Origin of the sequence: Phenylobacterium sp., assembly GCF_028290885.1 — a bacterium.
Classification (GTDB): Bacteria; Pseudomonadota; Alphaproteobacteria; order Caulobacterales; family Caulobacteraceae; genus Phenylobacterium.
In genome coordinates this window covers 27,364-42,156 of record NZ_JAQGIZ010000038.1, presented here as the reverse complement: position 1 = coordinate 42,156, position 14,793 = coordinate 27,364, and the positions used below count along the sequence as shown (strand labels likewise).

Sequence of the window (14,793 nt, the reverse complement as noted above, 5' to 3'; positions counted from 1 at the left end):
AACGATTCCGGTGGCGGGCCGACCGTTGCGGGGAAGTGGCGTTCAAAACGCCGTTGGCTTGGTGGTGCCATCGCCGATCGATACGACGATGGAATGCCGTGGCAGGCGATGGCGTGGTGGGTCCACGACCATCTTCCCTACTCCCGCATGGAGTTCTTCCCGAAGCGGGCGGCCTTCAATCTGTCGTGGCGGGAGGAGCCCGAGAGGCGGATCGATAGCTACGCAAAGCCCGTGGAATGTCTGACGAAGCCGGGTGAAGAGAACTATACGGGTGACCACTCGGATCACTACCCCGGCTTCCCGCCAGGACCGAGTCGAAGCCCGTAGGTGGTGGAGGGGGTTTTGCCGGTCAAACCGCCGAGGGCGGAAATCCGGGGGGCCTCAAAAGTAGCGGGGGGACTTCATGCCAAATCCTGACGAACTTGCACTTGACCACGCGTTCTGGTCAGCGCTGTCAGTCGACGCGGAAATGCGGTCTTGGCTACAGCGCCGAACGAAGTTCTGGGGCCGAACGCTCACCCTCGTTGCGGACGAGAAGTGGCATCAGCGTTGGTATCGAGACCCGGAGACCGGGAAAGACTCAGAGACGGACAACTTCGAGCGCCATCGGCCGGAGAGCGTGCAGCTGCCCGGCCGCGCCGTCCGTCGAGGGGACAAGGTTCGTATCCTGCCACCGCGGGGATCTACGGCGGGTAACGATCCGCGCCTCTGGAAGGTCGTCTCGATCGCTGGCCTCCGCGCCCAACTCGAGTTGTTGGGTGATGTTTTCGAGACGCACGAAGCTGACCTCGAGGATCTTGTCGTAGTCGCTGAGTTCCGCGATTACATCTATCCGGGCCTTGTCAGCACGGGTCGCGTGGAGCGCGGCGGCGACAAGCCTTTTCACACCGTAATCAATGCCGAAAACTTCCACGCCTTGGAAGGTCTCACTTTTACGCACCGCGGAAAGGTGGACGTCATCTATATCGACCCCCCGTACAATACGGGCTCAAGAGATTGGAAGTATAACAATGATTACGTTGAAGGAGATGATCTTTATAGACACTCAAAATGGCTAGCCTTTATGGAGAGGCGACTCATATTGGCTCGGGAGTTGCTGAAAGTCGAGAAATCAGTTCTTATAGTTACTATAGATGAGAAAGAATATTTGAGGCTCGGCCTGTTGTTGGAGCAGTTGTTTCCCGACGCAAAGATTCAAATGATAACAAGCGTTATTAAGCCTGGTGGCACGTCTCGAACGAAGGAATTTTCTCGCGTTGAAGAGTATGTGTACTTCGTATTTTTCGGCGCGGCTGAACTTTCGCGAACAACCGACAATATGCTTGGCCTTACAGAGCGCGAAACCCCAGAGGGCTTAAGTGAGTCGAGTCTTTGGGAGGGGATGGTTCGCCGGGGAATAGGTGTCGTGCGGGCCCAGAGGCCGGGACAGTTCTACCCAATCTTCATCGATCCCGATCGTCGAACAATCATTGATATAGGCAAGCCTCCCGAATCCCCCGAGGATTTCTAAGGAGCAAACTATCAGTTGAGACGGACGGCGTTGGGTTGGCAAGATTGCTTGGGCGTACCGCTAAAACAGTTGGTGGCACCACCATAGTTTGGCGAAACGTGTAATTCGGACGTAGCGGGGAGTGGGATTCGCACGCAGCCAATCCTGCTGACGAGTCCACCACAAGATCCTTCTGGAAGCCACACCCAGCTTGCACCCATACGGCTGCCGAGCGTTCGAGCCTCTGGCCTTTTGTCCCGGGGATTTCCTCGTTAGAGGCTGTTCGGAAGGATGGTGCCGCTTACAGGACTCGAACCTGTGACCCCCTCATTACGAATGAGCGGACATATTGAGCGTGCTACGGCGGCTTTTATCCTAGGAAAGGCAGTGTCAGCTCTGGAAGCCACTCCCAGCTGGGACCCAAGCGGCGACCCGGTTTAAGGCCTCTCCGCCTATCGGGTTCCGATTTCCTACTGGAAGGGATGGTGCCGCCTAGGTGACTCGAACACCTGACCTACGCATTACGAATGCGCCGCTCTACCGGCTGAGCTAAGGCGGCCCATGGGCCTTGAATCCGGTTGCGGTCGGGAGCCCCCGCCGCGAAGGAGCGCCTATTTAGCGGCTCTCGGCGCGCTCGCCAAGCGGCCACGGCCCGCGCGGCGGCGCGGCGGGGCTGGGGCCTGCGCCTCGGTCATCGCCTCGTCCTCGTCATAACTCTCCTCGTCCACCGGATAGGGCGCGGGTTCGAGGCCGTCGGCGGTGAGGAACGGCGCGGAGTCGGCATAGGCGATGGGCAGCTCGGGCAGCTCGCTCAGGGTCCGTTCGCGGCGTTCGTGGCGGGGATGGATGAGCACGCCGGTCTCGGCGAAGGTGATCACCAGCCGGGCCCAGTCGGAGGCCTGGTAGGCGAAGGCGCGGCCTTCCGGGTCGAGGTCCGACCAGTCGGGTTCCTGCGGGGCGTTCATCCCCTGGGCCAGCCACAGCCGCGCCTCGTCCGGCTGGCCGGCGGCGAAGGCCATCCGGGCGCGCAGGCCGGCGATGCGGGCGGTGACCGGCTCGCCGTCGAGGGCGGCCATCGCCTGGCGGGCGGCCGGGACGTCGCCCGTGACCAGCGCCCCCTCCACGCCCAGGATGCGGCTTTCGCGGTGCGACGGGTTCTGGGCGGCCAGCACCATCAGCCGCTGGGCGCGCTCGCGCGGCGTCTCGGCGGTCTTCAGGTCGCGGTAGGCGAGCCACAGGGCCGGGTGCGGCGCGGCCTTCCAGGCATTCTCGATCGTCGCCGAAGCGCGGCCGGTCTTGCCGTCGGCGGCCAGCAGGCGGGCGGCCATCACCACGCCCGGCGCAAAGCCCGGCTGCAGCTTGGCCGCCTCCACCGCGCTGTCGAGCGCCTGGGCCCGCGCCCTGGGCTCGGCGGCGTGTTCGAGCTGGGCGGCCAGCGCCGCGAGCAGGGCGGCGCGCGCCCGCTCGGCGGTCACCGGCGGGACGATCTTCCGGTCGAGGGCGTTCTTGACCAGGTCCAAGCCCGCGCCCCACTCGGCGGCGTCCAGGCGGGCCTCCAGCAGGGCGCGCCAGGCCCAGCGGGCGCTGCGGGTCTCGCCGAAGGCTTCCTGGGCGTGGCGCAGGGCGGTCTCCCGCTCGCCCTCCGCCAGGGCCAGCTGCATCAGCCCCTTATGACCGGCGAGCCGCATCTCCGGGAAGCCCAGCATGGCTGTGTAGGCCGCGTGCGCGGCGGCCACGTCGCCGGCGGCTTCGGCGGCCTGGGCGGCCAGCACCCGGACCAGGCCCGGCGTCTCTTCGGCGAGGCCGGCGGCCTTCTGCGCCAGGCGCCGCGCCTCCGAGCCGTCGCCGGCCGCCGCGGCCAGGAAGCCGCGGGTGAGGGTCTCGTTGGCCTGGCGGCGGCGGCTTTCGGCGCGGATCCGCTCGGCGCGCTGCGGCGCGGCCAGGATCCACAAGAGCGTCCGCCAGCCGACGGTCGCGAAGAGGGCGGCGAACATCACGATCAGGGCGGCCGCCGCGGCGGTCATATCGGCGCGCCAGCCCAGCCACACCACGCTGGCGCGGCCCGGGTCGCCGGCCAGCGCCAGGATCGCCACCGCCGCCGCGGCGACGAACAGCACCACCAGGCTGGCGCGGATCATGCGGCGCCCCTCGCCTCGGCGGCCAGGGCCTGCAGGGCGCGGGCGCGCAGCGCCTGGGCGTTGCGGTCGATCTCGGCGCGCCGTTCGGCCCGGGCGCGCCACAACGCCATGGCCTCGCGGGCCTTCGGCGGCAGCCGGTCGAGGGTGCGCAGCGCCCGGTCGAGGTCGCCGTCCTCCACCTGCCGCTCGGCGCGGGCGAGAAGGGCGTCGACGCCGTCGCCCGGCACGTCGCCGACGCGGCGCAGGGTGACGATGCGGGAGAGCTCATAGACGATGCGGTCGCCGAGTCCGGCCTTGTCGCCCGGCGCGCGGGCGGCGCTGGCTGCGCGGGCGGCGTAATCAGGGAAGCTGGCCGCCAGCGCCGTGCGGCTGGGCGCGCCGGCCTGGGCGAGCCGCGCCAGCGACTGCAGCTCCGGCGAGGGCGGCGAGATCGCCCGCAGGCTCTCCAGCTCTTCGGCGAAGGGCCCCGTGCCCTGCGAGGCCTCCACCACGGCGGAGACGGCGAGCGCGGCGGCGGCGGCCTGAGAGGTGTGGGCCTGCTGCGACTCCAGAGTGGTCACCCGCGCGCTCAGCCGCTCGACGTCCGGCGTGGGAGCGGCAGGCGCCGTGACGGGCGCCGGCGCCGCAGAGGCCGACGCGGGCGCAGGGGGGTCGGCCGGCGAGGCGGCCTCGGCGGGCGCCTTGGACGTGGATTTCGCGGCGAACAGCCGGGGCCCGAGGTCGGCGATGGCCACGCCGGCCAGGATGCAGAGCAGGCCGAACGCGAGCATCGCCCAGACAGTCAGGCCAAGGACCGGGCGCGGCCGATAGGCGGCTGGGTCCTTCGGCGCGGCGGTCGGCGGGGCGTCGGCGGGCGGGATCATGGGTTGCGGTCTATCAGATTCAGCAGCGCCCCTTCGAGGGGCATGGGCGGGAAGACCTTGGCGGCCAGCGGGATACGGGCCAGCGGCTTGACCACCGCCTTCGATAGTCCGAGCGCCCTGAGCCTGGGGGCGGGATGGAGCTTCAGCAGGGCGGCCAGCACCTGGGCGGCGCGCGGCGAATGCAGCAGGGCCGCATCGGCCTGCACCAGCTGCCTGGCGATCTCCGCCTCCAGCTTCACCGCGGCGGTCTCGTAGAGGATCAACCGGCGCGCCTCGACGCCGTGCTTCTCGAGGGCGGCGGCCAGGTCGCCGGCCGGCTCCGCCGCGCCGGGGTGCAGCACGGCGCCGCGCAGTTCGGTGCGGCGGAGCGCGATGCCTTCGGCCAGCGCCTCAACGTCGCCGTCCGCGGAGAGCACCAGCCTGAAGCCCGCCGCCCGCGCCGCCTGCGCCGTCGCCGCGCCCACAGCGAACACCCGCAGCGACCGCTCGCCGCTCAGGTCCGAGAAGGCGCGCACCCCGTTGGCGCTGGTGAAGGCCAGCGCGGCCACGCCGCGGAGATCGACCTCGACGTCCTCCAGCGCCCGCACGGCCAGCAGCGGGGCGACGATCGCCTCATGCCCCAGCGCCCGCACCCGCTCGGCGGTGGCGTCCGCGCCGGGCTGGGCGCGGGTGATCCAGATTTTTTGGCGACGACGAGCCATGGAGACCTTTTAGGGCAGAGAGCCTTAACCTTCCGCAAACCCTATATGAGGGGTCGATCTAAGCCATAGCCGCCGTGAAGGGACCCCGATGCCGGACGACAAGACGCCACCGTCGGAAACCCCCATCCAGCGGGCGCTCCGGCTGAAGAAGGCCGCCATCGAGGCCAGGCCGAAGCCGCCCCGCGGCGGCCGGTTCCAGCGCGAGCAGGCCGCGGCGGCCCACGCCTCGTCCAAGTCGAAGCCCTGGATGTCGCGCTAGACGAAGATCGCGTCGCCGGCTTGGTCGCGCACGGCGATCCCCAGCGACAGGCCGAGGTCGCGGGCCGAGGCCTCGGGATCGGCGAGCTCGGTCAGGTCCGCCTCGCCGGCGTGTCGGAAGCGGACGCTGCCATCCGGCGCCAGGGCCTCGACGATCAGCTTCAGGTGCGCGCCCTCGAACCAGGCGTGCGCCCCGATGGCGGTTTTGCAGGAGCCTTCCAGGGCGGTGAGCGCGCCACGTTCGGCGGCGACGGCGACGGTCGTGGGACCGTGCCTTATCGCCTGCACCCAGGCGGCGTCGCAGTCGCCGGTGCGGGTCTCGATGGCGAGCGCGCCCTGGCCGGGGGCGGGCGGGCATTCCACGGGATCGATCAGGCTCTTGGGCAGGTGACCGAGGCCAAGGCGCTTCAGGCCCGCGACGGCCAGCAGGATTGCGTCGGCCTCGCCGGCGGCGAGCTTGGCGATCCGGGTGTCGACGTTGCCGCGCAGCATGCGGACGTCGAGGTCGGGGCGGCGATACAGCGCCTGCGCCTGGCGCCGCAAGCTGGCGGTGCCGAGCACCGCGCCCTCGGCCAGGTCCTCCAGCCGCTCGGCCCGCGGGCTCAAGAAGGCGTCGCGCGGGTCCTCGCGCTCGGGGATGGCGGCGATACACAGGCCTTGGGGCAAGAGCGCCGGCATGTCCTTCAGGGAGTGGACGGCGCAATCGATGCGTCCGTCGAGCAGCGCCTCCTCGATCTCCTTGGTGAACATGCCCTTGCCGCCGATCTCCAGCAGGCGGCGGTCCTGCACCCGGTCGCCGGTGGTGGTGATGACCACCAGCGGGGCCACGCGCGCGACCGCGGCTGCGTCTTCGGGATCCGCCCCGAGCGCGGCGGCGATCCGGCGCTGCATGTGGCCGGCCTGGGCGAGCGACAGCTTCGAGCCGCGGGCGCCGATCCGCACTTGCGCCCAGGGCCCTGGCGCTTTTGGGGCGGGCGGTTGCGTGGGCACGGCCGGCGGTCTACCTCGGAGCGGAAGCGAGATGCGCCTGCTACAGGAGCGGGCGCCCCCCGGCAACCGGATGACCTCAACCACACAGACCGTCCCCCAAGTTGTACTCGGCATCGAGACCAGCTGCGACGAGACCGCCGCGGCGGTTGTGCGCCGTGGGCCGGACGGGGCCGTCGAGGTGCTGTCCTCGGCGATCGCCAGCCAGATCGCGGCGCATGCGCCCTTTGGCGGGGTGGTGCCGGAGATCGCCGCCCGGGCGCATGTGGAGAGCATCGACGGCATCGCGGCGCGGGCGCTGGCCGACGCGGGCGTGGGCTTTGAAGACCTCACCGGGGTCGCGGCCACCGCCGGGCCGGGCCTGGTCGGCGGGGTGATGGTCGGCCTGTCGTTCGGCAAGGCGGTGGCGCTCGCCCGTGGCCTGCCGCTGGTGGCGGTGAACCACCTGGAGGGCCATGCAGTCTCGGCGCGGCTGGCGTCGGAAGTCGACTATCCGTTCCTGCTGCTGCTGGTCTCCGGCGGCCACTGCCAGCTTCTCGCCGTAGACGGCGTGGGCGCATGCCGGCGGCTGGGCTCGACCATCGACGACGCAGCCGGCGAGGCCTTCGACAAGATCGCCAAGACGCTCGGCCTGCCCTACCCCGGCGGACCGGCGCTGGAGGCGCTGGCGGAACGCGGCGATGCCGAGCGATTCGTGCTGCCGCGCATGCTGCTCGGCCGCAAGGACTGCGACTTCTCCTTCTCGGGCCTGAAGACCGCCGCCGCGCGGATCGCCGAGGGCCTCACCACAGCCGTCGAACGCGCCGACCTGGCCGCTGCGGTGCAGGCCGCCATCGCCAGCCAACTGGCAGAGCGCAGCAACCGGGCCATGGCCGCCTACGCCGTCGCCCACGAGGGGCGCGGCCTGCGCTTCGTGGTGGCCGGCGGCGTCGCGGCCAATCGCGCCGTGCGGGCCCGGCTGCAGGCGACGGCGGAGGCGCGGGGCTTTTCCTTTACCGCCCCGCCGCTGGCCTACTGCACGGACAACGCGGCGATGATCGCGCTCGCCGGCGCCGAGCGGTTGGCGCTGGGGATCTCCGATCCGCTCGATGCGCCCGCAAGGCCCCGCTGGCCGTTGGACGAGGCGGCGGCCAACGCCAACCCGACCCACGTGCCCGGCCGCAAGGGTGCGAAGGCATGAAAAGGGCCGGCGTTATCGGCGGCGGCGCCTGGGGCACGGCGCTCGCCCAGGTCTGCGCGCGGGCGGGCCTGGAGACGACGCTCTGGGCGCGGGAGGCCGACGTGGTCGCCTCGGTGAACGCCAGCCACGAGAACACCAGCTTCCTGCCGGGGATCGACCTCGACGCGGCCATCCGCGCCACCGGCGACCTCGCCGAGCTCGCGGCCAGCGACCTGGTCCTGGCGGTCGCGCCCGCCCAGCACCTGCGCGCCACCCTGGCGGCCTTCGCCCCGCACGTCCGCGATGGCCTGCAGATCCTGCTCTGCGCCAAGGGCGTCGAGCAGGGCTCGCTGAAGCTGATGACCGAGGTGCTGGCCGAGACGATCCCCCGCGCCGCGCCGGCGGTGCTGTCGGGGCCCAGTTTCGCCGGCGAGGTGGCCCGCGGCCTGCCCACCGCGGTGACGCTGGCCTGCCCGGAGGAGGACTGCGCCCGCGACCTCGCAGAACTGATCGCCACGCCGACCTTCAGGCCCTACTTCGCCACCGACATGATCGGCGCCGAGGCCGGCGGGGCGGTGAAGAACGTGCTGGCCATCGCCTGCGGCATCGTCGAGGGCCGCGGCCTCGGCCGCAGCGCGCACGCCGCCCTGATCACCCGGGGCTTTTCCGAACTCACCCGCCTGGCCGTGGCGCTGGGCGGCCAGGCCGAGACGGTGGCCGGGCTCTGCGGGCTTGGCGACCTGGTGCTGACCTGCTCCAGCCCGCAGTCGCGCAACATGAGCGTGGGCCTCGCACTCGGCCGCGGCCAGACGCTGGAGGAGGCGCTGGCGGGCAAGCTCTCGGTGGCCGAGGGCGTGGCCTCGGCGCCCGCCGTTCGGCAGCTCGCCAGAAAGCTCGGCGTCGACGTGCCGATCTGCGAGGCCACCGCCGCCATCCTGGCCGGGGAGGTTGGCGTCGACGAAGCCATCCGCGGCCTGCTCTCCCGACCCCTTCGCGAGGAATAGCCGATGCCGCTCTACGTGCTGGCCTGCTTCGACAAGCCCGATTCGCTCGACCTGCGCATGGCCACCCGCGAGAGGCACCTGGCCTATGTGCAGGAGAACCTCGCCGCGTTGAAGGTGGCCGGGCCGATGCTGGACGACGCCGAGGTCATGGCCGGGTCGTTGTTCATCCTGGATGCCGCGGATCGCGCGGCCGTCGAGGCCTTCCACGCCGCCGACCCGTACCAGCAGGCAGGCCTGTTCGGGCGCGTCGAGATTCGCGGCTTCCGCGCCTCCGTTGGCCAGCTCTAGCGACAACCCCGCCCGGCCGGAGCCCGGCGTCAGGCTTTGCGCGCTGGCGGAAGTCGCCGACCCCGGCGGCAAGGGTTTCCGCTTCCGCGTCGAGGGCCGCATCTTCGCGGGCTTCGTGATCCGCAAGGGCGCGCAGCTCGCCGGCTATGTGGACAGCTGCCCGCACGCCGGGTGGCCGCTCGCCACCTTCGACGACCGCTACCTGACACGCGACGCCGGACACATCCTCTGCACCGGCCACGGCGCGCTCTTCACCCTTGACGGAGAAGGCGCCACCCACCCCTGCCTCGGCCTGCGCCTGACACCCTGGCCAATCGCCGAGCGCGACGGCGAGATTTTCACGGCGTGAAAGGATAGTTCCTCCCCAGCGCGTAGCGCGATTTGGGAGGTGGCGCGAAGCGCCGGAGGGGGTCCGCTCAGACCGTTGAGGACCCCCTCAGTCAGCTTCGCTGACAGTTCCCCCCGGGGCCTGCGGCCCGGCCCCCTCTGGCGCTACGCGCCATCTCCCCCGAAGGGGAGAATTGGGGGAGCAACTGATCAGGCCGGCGCCACTTCCGCGCTGAAGGCCGCCACATCCTCGATCAGGCCGGCCACCGCGGCGGCCACCAGTTCGCCGCCCTTTTCCGGCGTCGCCTGGCCGGGGTCGGAACCCATGCGGCCGTCGGGATAGCGGGCGCGGAAGTCGAGCGCCTCGCGGATCGGTCCGGTCGGCGCGATCTGCGGCGCGTAGTTGGCGGATTTGATGGCGTCGGGATAGCCCCACTGGGTGACGGCGATCTCTGACGGCGTCGCGTGGCTGCCGTGACCGGTCGGGAACTGCCGGTTGGCGAGCGAGAGCACGCCCCTCAGCTCCCACCAGTTCTTCTGCTTGCAGGCGAAGCCGCGGTTGCGCTGGGCGTAGGTGGCCTCCGCGTAGAGTTCCGAGAAGGCGGCGTCGATGGTGGCGACGTTGCCGCCGTGGCCGTTCAGGAAATAGAGCTTCTCGAAGCCGGCGAGGCCGAGGCTGCGGCACCAGTCGCCGATCGCCGCCATGAAGGTCGAGGGCCGAAGCGCGATGGTGCCCGGGAAGCCCAGGTGGTGCTGGGCCATGCCGATGTTGAAGGTCGGCGCGACCAGCAGGTCGGAGTTTTTCTGCGCCTCGTGGGCGATGATCTCCGGGCATAGCCAGTCGGTGCCCAGGAGGCCCGTGGGTCCGTGCTGCTCGTTGGAGCCGATGGGGATCACCACCGTCTTCGAGCGCTTCAGGTAGTCCTCGATCTCTTGCCAGGTCGAGAGGTGCAGCAGCATGGGCGGGCCTCGTAGATGCGTCCCTCCCGCATAAGCGTTCGCGCGCGGGGACACTAGGGGCGCTTCTTGGAAGGCTCCGGTAGCACCTCGATCTTCAGGTCGGTGGCCGGCATGCCCACCAGCCGCCAGACGCCGTTCTCTTTGGCGAAAGACAGCAGGCAACGCCCCTTGCCGGGGTCCTGAACGCAGGCATGGTTGGGGTCGCGCACCGCCATCGAGAGCGCCACCTGGGCCGCGGTGGGGGCGATCGGCAGGGCCTGGCCGGTGCGGGCTTCCACCAGGCGGAAGGCCTCCGGCGTGATCATCCGGTCGAGCGCAAAGTCGGACGGACCGCCGTTCACGTCGACCCCGTTGGCGCGGCCGAGCGCGGTCAGTTGATCGCGCAGGTCGGAGCGCAGGGCGGGCCGGTCGAGCGCCGCCTCGAACGCCGGTTGGTCGCCGCGGCGGACGGCGTCGAGGAACTTCGCGACCCCGTTCGCGGCGTCGGCCCGAACGTCGACGCCGCAGCCGCCCAATACGAACGCCAGCGCCGAAAGCGCGGCCGTCAAACCTTTGCCAAGCATGCGCCGGACCATGGCGGCGCTCGCCGCTTCGGGCAAGCGTGGCCGCAGCTTGTTGCGCGGGGTTGTTGCGCGGGGGCGCCCTCTCCGCATACTCCACGCGTACGGCTCTTTGGGGACGGCTTATTTCGGGAGTGCACGCAGGTGTCCGACAGCGAAGTCTTTCCGGTCCCCAAGGCCTGGGCCAAGAACGCCCTGATGGATGCGGCGGGCTACGAGGCCGCCGTGGCGCGCGTCGAGCGCGACCCCGACGGCTATTGGACCGACGTCGCCCGGCGGCTCGACTGGATCAAGCCGTTCACCCAGGTGAAGGACGTCTCCTTCGACGCCAAGGACTTCCGGGTGCGCTGGTACGCCGATGGCATGCTGAACGTCTCGGTGAACTGCATCGACCGCCACCTGCCCGAGCGCGCCGACCAGACGGCGATCATCTGGGAGAGCGACGACGGGGAGACCAGCGACCTCATCACCTACGCCATGCTGCACGCCGAAGTCTGCCGCATGGCCAATGTGCTGAAGGCCAAGCGCGTCGAGAAAGGCGACCGCGTCACCATCTACCTGCCGATGATCCCACAGGTCGCCTACGCCATGCTGGCCTGCGCGCGGATCGGGGCGATCCACTCGGTGATCTTCGGTGGCTTCTCGCCCGACAGCATCGCCGGGCGCATCCAGGACTGCGATTCCCGGATCGTGATCACCGCCGACGAGGGCCTGCGCGGCGGCAAGCCGGTGCCTTTGAAGAAGAACGTCGACGAGGCGCTGACCTCGTGCCCGGGCGTCACCGACGTCATCGTGGTCCGCCGCACGCGCGCCGCGGTGCCGATGACCGAGGGCCGCGACGTCTTCTATTCCGAGGTGAAGGCCACGGTCTCCGACCAGTGCGACCCCGAGCCGATGAACGCCGAGGACCCGCTGTTCATCCTCTACACCTCCGGCTCGACCGGGAAGCCCAAGGGCGTGCTGCACACTACCGGCGGCTACCTGACCTGGGCGGCGCACACCCACGAGCTGGTGTTCGACTACCGGCCGGGCGAGGTCTTCTGGTGCACCGCCGACGTGGGCTGGGTCACCGGCCACAGCTATGTGGTCTACGGGCCGCTGGCCAATGCGGCGACCTCGGTGATGTTCGAGGGCGTGCCCAACTACCCGACCTCGTCGCGGTTCTGGGAGGTCTGCGACAAGCACAAGGTCGAGATCTTCTACACGGCGCCGACCGCGATCCGCGCCTTGATGCGCGAGGGCGACGAGCCGGTGAAGCGTACCTCTCGCAGCAGCATCCGCCTGCTCGGCACGGTCGGCGAGCCGATCAACCCCGAGGCCTGGCTCTGGTATCACCGCGTGGTCGGCGAGGGGCGCTGCCCGATCGTCGACACCTGGTGGCAGACCGAGACCGGCGCGGCGCTGATGAGCCCGCTGCCGGGCGCCACGGCGCTGAAGCCCGGCTCCTGCGCCAAGCCGCTGCCCGGCGTGAAGCCGCAGCTGGTGGACGCCGACGGCAAGGTGCTGGAGGGCGCGATCAACGGCAACCTGTGCCTGACGGACAGCTGGCCCGGCATGATGCGCACGGTCTACGGCGACCACGAGCGGTTCATCACCACCTACTTCACCACCTATCCCGGCAAGTACTTCACCGGCGACGGGGCGCGGCGCGACGAGGACGGCTATTATTGGATCACCGGCCGGGTGGACGACGTGATCAACGTCTCCGGCCACCGGCTGGGCACCGCCGAGATCGAGTCGGCCCTGGTCGCCGATCCCAAGGTCGCGGAGGCCGCGGTGGTCGGTTACCCGCACGAGATCAAGGGCCAGGGCATCTACTGCTTCGTGACGCTGAAGGCCCATGTGGAGGTGACGACCAGCCTGGAGCCGGAGCTGCGCAACTGGGTGCGCCGCGAGATCGGGGCCTTCGCCTCGCCGGACGTGATCCAGTTCGCGCCGGGGCTGCCGAAGACCCGTTCCGGCAAGATCATGCGCCGGATCCTGCGCAAGGTGGCCGAGGGCGACATCGGCAATCTCGGCGACACCTCGACCCTGGCCGACCCCAGCGTCGTCGACGACCTGGTGCGCAACCGCGCGGAGGACCACGGGCCGGACCTGATCGACCTGGACGGACTGAAGATCGACGCCAACGAACTCGAGCGCCTGCTGGAGACCCATGACGGGGTCGCCGAGGCCGCCTGCGTCGGCGCGCCCGACGGGGTCCACGCCTATGTGGTCGTCGCGCGCGACACGCGGGCCACCGACATCCTGGAGGCCGATCTCAAGGGCCTGATCCGCCGCGAAGTCGGCCCGGCCGCCGTGCCGCAGGAGGTGCGCTTCCTCTCAGCCCTGCCGCGCAGCAAGTCAGGCGCGGTCGTCCGGCGGATCCTGCGCAAGGTGGCGGCCGGCGATCTGGCGAACCTCGGCGATCCGGCCGCGCTCGCCGATCCGGCGGTGCTCGATGAGCTCCTGAAGAAGCCGGCGACGGCCTGAGGTCCGACTGAACCCGACCGGCGCCATGCGCGTCCTCCTCGCCATCGCAGCGCTCGCCGCGGCCTCGCCGGCGGCGGCGCTGGAGCTGCCGCCCAAGGCCCAGGCTGCGCTGGACCGCGGCAAGCCCTACGCCGAGGTCATGCCCGGCGCCGACGGCGCCTCGGGCGTGATCCGCGCCGCCATCGACATCGCCGCGCCCGCCGAGGTCATCTGGAGCGTGATGACCGACTGCGACCTGGCGCCGAAGATGGTCGCCAACCTGAAGAGCTGCCGCATCCTCGAGCGGGACCCGCAGGGCCGCTGGGACGTGCGCGAGCAGGTCAGCAAGATGACCTTCCTGCCCTCCATCCGCAGCGTCTTCCGGGAGGATTTCGAGCCTCCGAGCCGCATGACGTTCCACCGGGTCGGCGGCGACCTGAAGGTGCTGGAGGGCGAGTGGCTGCTGACCCAGCACGGCGATAGCACCCGGGTCACCTACGAGGCCCACGTGGCGGCGCCCTTCTCCGTGCCGGGGTGGCTGGCGAGGCTGGCGCTGCGCCATGACGTGCCGATGGCGCTGCTGGCGCTCCGCCGCGAGGCCATGGCCCGGGTGCAATGAACCCGGACCTGCCGGCGGCCTTGCGCGCCGCCCTCGGCCGGGCGCTGGAAGGGGTTCCCCGCAAGGGCCTGGCCGAGCGCGCGGCGTGGACCTCCGAGGCCTATCGCGCGGGCCGCCCGTCCTCCGGCGTGATCCGCGAGGCAGACGATGCGCTGGCCTATGCGCTCACCCGCCTGCCCGCCACCTACGCCGCCTGCGCGGCCGTGTTCGCAGAGGCTGCCCGGATGGCGCCGCAGTTCGCGCCGAAGACCCTGCTCGACGCCGGCGCCGGCACAGGGGCGGCGAGCTGGGCGGCCTCGGAGGCATGGCCGGGCCTCGGCTCGATCACCTGGCTGGACGCCAGCCCGCCGTTCCTGGCGCTGGCCGCGCGGCTCGCCACCGAGGGCCCGCCCGCGCTGAGGAGCGCGGAAGCCCGCCGCGCCGATCTCACCTCACCTGGGCCGTGGCCGAAAGCCGACCTCATCGTCGCGAGCTATGCGCTGGCCGAGATCGCACCCGACCGACAAGCTTCGGTCATCGACGAACTGTGGACTGCCTGTGGGGGCGTGCTGGCGCTCGTGGAGCCGGGAACGCCGGCTGGGTATGGCCGCGTCCTCGCCGCCCGCGCCGCTTTGATCGAGGCCGGCGCGGCCATCGTGGCGCCCTGCCCGCACGAGGCGGCCTGTCCGCTCGTCGGCGACGACTGGTGTCACTTCTCCGTCCGCCTGCCCCGCAGCCGCGACCATCGCCTGGCCAAGGGCGCCGATGTCCCCTTCGAGGACGAGCGCTTCAGCTATCTGATCGCCGCCCGGCCGGGCGTCGCGATCGCCCCGCGCCAGCCCCGCGTCCTGGCCCCGCCCCGGGTCGGCAAGCCGGGCATCGCGCTGAAGCTCTGCGGGCCGGACGGCCAGGTCGAAGGTCGTGTGGTCGCCAAGCGCGACAAGCCCGGTTATGCAGCGGCGCGAAGGCTCCGCTGGGGGGATGTCATCTAAACCGGGATGACGCTTGAG

General features: G+C 70.6%; 15 protein-coding genes and 1 tRNA gene. 9 read left to right on the top strand and 7 right to left on the bottom strand.

The window, feature by feature from the left end; genetic code table 11:
* Positions 1–403 precede the first annotated feature (403 nt).
* Positions 404–1,510, top strand: a complete 1,107-nt coding sequence (locus tag JWP28_RS03285; RefSeq protein WP_299539907.1) for a DNA methyltransferase — start codon at positions 404–406, stop codon at positions 1,508–1,510.
* 462 nt (positions 1,511–1,972) lie between these two features.
* On the opposite strand, the gene JWP28_RS03280 is transcribed toward JWP28_RS03285, so the two are convergent.
* The 4 genes from JWP28_RS03280 to JWP28_RS03265 all read right to left on the bottom strand — a co-directional run bounded on the left by JWP28_RS03280 (position 1,973) and on the right by JWP28_RS03265 (position 5,191).
* Positions 1,973–2,048, bottom strand: a tRNA-Thr gene (locus JWP28_RS03280).
* A gap of 52 nt (positions 2,049–2,100) precedes the next feature.
* Positions 2,101–3,627 carry a heme biosynthesis HemY N-terminal domain-containing protein gene (locus JWP28_RS03275; RefSeq protein ID WP_299539906.1) on the bottom strand — a complete coding sequence of 509 codons (1,527 nt, stop codon included), beginning with the start codon at positions 3,625–3,627 and terminating at the stop codon, positions 2,101–2,103.
* Complete coding sequence (locus tag JWP28_RS03270; protein ID WP_299539905.1) at positions 3,624–4,490, bottom strand: mitofilin family membrane protein; 867 nt, start codon at positions 4,488–4,490, stop codon at positions 3,624–3,626. The genes JWP28_RS03275 and JWP28_RS03270 overlap by 4 nt, the downstream gene beginning before the upstream one ends.
* Positions 4,487–5,191: a uroporphyrinogen-III synthase gene (locus JWP28_RS03265; protein WP_299539904.1), complete on the bottom strand. Its 705-nt coding sequence runs from the start codon at positions 5,189–5,191 to the stop codon at positions 4,487–4,489. Before JWP28_RS03265 ends, JWP28_RS03270 begins: the two co-directional genes overlap by 4 nt.
* Before the next feature lie 88 nt (positions 5,192–5,279).
* Between JWP28_RS03265 and JWP28_RS03260 the strand changes: the two genes are divergently transcribed.
* Entirely contained in the window at positions 5,280–5,450 is a 171-nt protein-coding gene (locus JWP28_RS03260) for a hypothetical protein (RefSeq protein ID WP_299539903.1), read from the top strand.
* Here the strand turns inward: JWP28_RS03260 and hemC are convergent.
* Positions 5,447–6,391 (bottom strand): hydroxymethylbilane synthase, encoded by a 945-nt coding sequence (gene hemC, locus JWP28_RS03255; protein ID WP_299539931.1) that lies wholly within the window; start codon positions 6,389–6,391, stop codon positions 5,447–5,449. The two genes, JWP28_RS03260 and hemC, sit on opposite strands and share 4 nt — an antisense overlap.
* Before the next feature lie 118 nt (positions 6,392–6,509).
* Between hemC and tsaD the strand changes: the two genes are divergently transcribed.
* Genes tsaD through JWP28_RS03235 form a run of 4 tightly spaced genes read left to right on the top strand, consistent with a single transcriptional unit; the run spans position 6,510 to position 9,236 of the window.
* The gene (gene tsaD, locus JWP28_RS03250; protein ID WP_299539902.1) at positions 6,510–7,616 is read left to right on the top strand and encodes a tRNA (adenosine(37)-N6)-threonylcarbamoyltransferase complex transferase subunit TsaD; all 1,107 of its coding nucleotides are present in this window, start codon (positions 6,510–6,512) and stop codon (positions 7,614–7,616) included.
* Positions 7,613–8,599 carry an NAD(P)H-dependent glycerol-3-phosphate dehydrogenase gene (locus tag JWP28_RS03245; protein ID WP_299539900.1) on the top strand — a complete coding sequence of 329 codons (987 nt, stop codon included), beginning with the start codon at positions 7,613–7,615 and terminating at the stop codon, positions 8,597–8,599. Before tsaD ends, JWP28_RS03245 begins: the two co-directional genes overlap by 4 nt.
* A gap of 3 nt (positions 8,600–8,602) precedes the next feature.
* A complete protein-coding gene (locus JWP28_RS03240) occupies positions 8,603–8,887 on the top strand; it encodes a YciI family protein (RefSeq protein ID WP_299539898.1) in 285 nt (94 codons plus the stop codon).
* The gene (locus JWP28_RS03235) at positions 8,874–9,236 is read left to right on the top strand and encodes a Rieske 2Fe-2S domain-containing protein (protein ID WP_299539897.1); all 363 of its coding nucleotides are present in this window, start codon (positions 8,874–8,876) and stop codon (positions 9,234–9,236) included. The genes JWP28_RS03240 and JWP28_RS03235 overlap by 14 nt, the downstream gene beginning before the upstream one ends.
* Before the next feature lie 188 nt (positions 9,237–9,424).
* Here JWP28_RS03235 and JWP28_RS03230 read toward each other — a convergent pair whose 3' ends face one another.
* Complete coding sequence (locus JWP28_RS03230; protein WP_299539895.1) at positions 9,425–10,174, bottom strand: creatininase family protein; 750 nt, start codon at positions 10,172–10,174, stop codon at positions 9,425–9,427.
* Positions 10,175–10,227: 53 nt separating this feature from the next.
* Positions 10,228–10,737 (bottom strand): hypothetical protein, encoded by a 510-nt coding sequence (locus JWP28_RS03225; RefSeq protein WP_299539893.1) that lies wholly within the window; start codon positions 10,735–10,737, stop codon positions 10,228–10,230.
* A gap of 141 nt (positions 10,738–10,878) precedes the next feature.
* Between JWP28_RS03225 and acs the strand changes: the two genes are divergently transcribed.
* From acs to JWP28_RS03205, 3 genes are read left to right on the top strand one after another with little or no spacing between them, the layout of a single operon-like run.
* On the top strand, positions 10,879–13,206 hold the full coding sequence (gene acs, locus JWP28_RS03220; RefSeq protein ID WP_366143782.1) for an acetate--CoA ligase: 2,328 nt from the start codon (positions 10,879–10,881) through the stop codon (positions 13,204–13,206).
* 25 nt (positions 13,207–13,231) lie between these two features.
* Positions 13,232–13,804: an SRPBCC family protein gene (locus tag JWP28_RS03210; protein ID WP_299539892.1), complete on the top strand. Its 573-nt coding sequence runs from the start codon at positions 13,232–13,234 to the stop codon at positions 13,802–13,804.
* Positions 13,801–14,775: a small ribosomal subunit Rsm22 family protein gene (locus JWP28_RS03205; protein WP_299539891.1), complete on the top strand. Its 975-nt coding sequence runs from the start codon at positions 13,801–13,803 to the stop codon at positions 14,773–14,775. The genes JWP28_RS03210 and JWP28_RS03205 overlap by 4 nt, the downstream gene beginning before the upstream one ends.
* Positions 14,776–14,793: the final 18 nt, after the last annotated feature.

Bases quoted from the DNA above. Each gene is read 5' to 3' on its own strand.
- JWP28_RS03205 (WP_299539891.1), top strand. From the start codon at position 13,801: ATGAACCCGGACCTGCCGGCGGCCTTGCGCGCCGCCCTCGGCCGGGCG.
- tsaD (WP_299539902.1), top strand. From the start codon at position 6,510: ATGACCTCAACCACACAGACCGTCCCCCAAGTTGTACTCGGCATCGAG.
- JWP28_RS03260 (WP_299539903.1), top strand. From the start codon at position 5,280: ATGCCGGACGACAAGACGCCACCGTCGGAAACCCCCATCCAGCGGGCG.
- JWP28_RS03285 (WP_299539907.1), top strand. From the start codon at position 404: ATGCCAAATCCTGACGAACTTGCACTTGACCACGCGTTCTGGTCAGCG.
- JWP28_RS03265 (WP_299539904.1), bottom strand. From the start codon at position 5,191: ATGGCTCGTCGTCGCCAAAAAATCTGGATCACCCGCGCCCAGCCCGGC.
- JWP28_RS03245 (WP_299539900.1), top strand. From the start codon at position 7,613: ATGAAAAGGGCCGGCGTTATCGGCGGCGGCGCCTGGGGCACGGCGCTC.
- JWP28_RS03210 (WP_299539892.1), top strand. From the start codon at position 13,232: ATGCGCGTCCTCCTCGCCATCGCAGCGCTCGCCGCGGCCTCGCCGGCG.
- JWP28_RS03240 (WP_299539898.1), top strand. From the start codon at position 8,603: ATGCCGCTCTACGTGCTGGCCTGCTTCGACAAGCCCGATTCGCTCGAC.
- JWP28_RS03225 (WP_299539893.1), bottom strand. From the start codon at position 10,737: ATGCTTGGCAAAGGTTTGACGGCCGCGCTTTCGGCGCTGGCGTTCGTA.
- JWP28_RS03230 (WP_299539895.1), bottom strand. From the start codon at position 10,174: ATGCTGCTGCACCTCTCGACCTGGCAAGAGATCGAGGACTACCTGAAG.
- JWP28_RS03275 (WP_299539906.1), bottom strand. From the start codon at position 3,627: ATGATCCGCGCCAGCCTGGTGGTGCTGTTCGTCGCCGCGGCGGCGGTG.
- JWP28_RS03270 (WP_299539905.1), bottom strand. From the start codon at position 4,490: ATGATCCCGCCCGCCGACGCCCCGCCGACCGCCGCGCCGAAGGACCCA.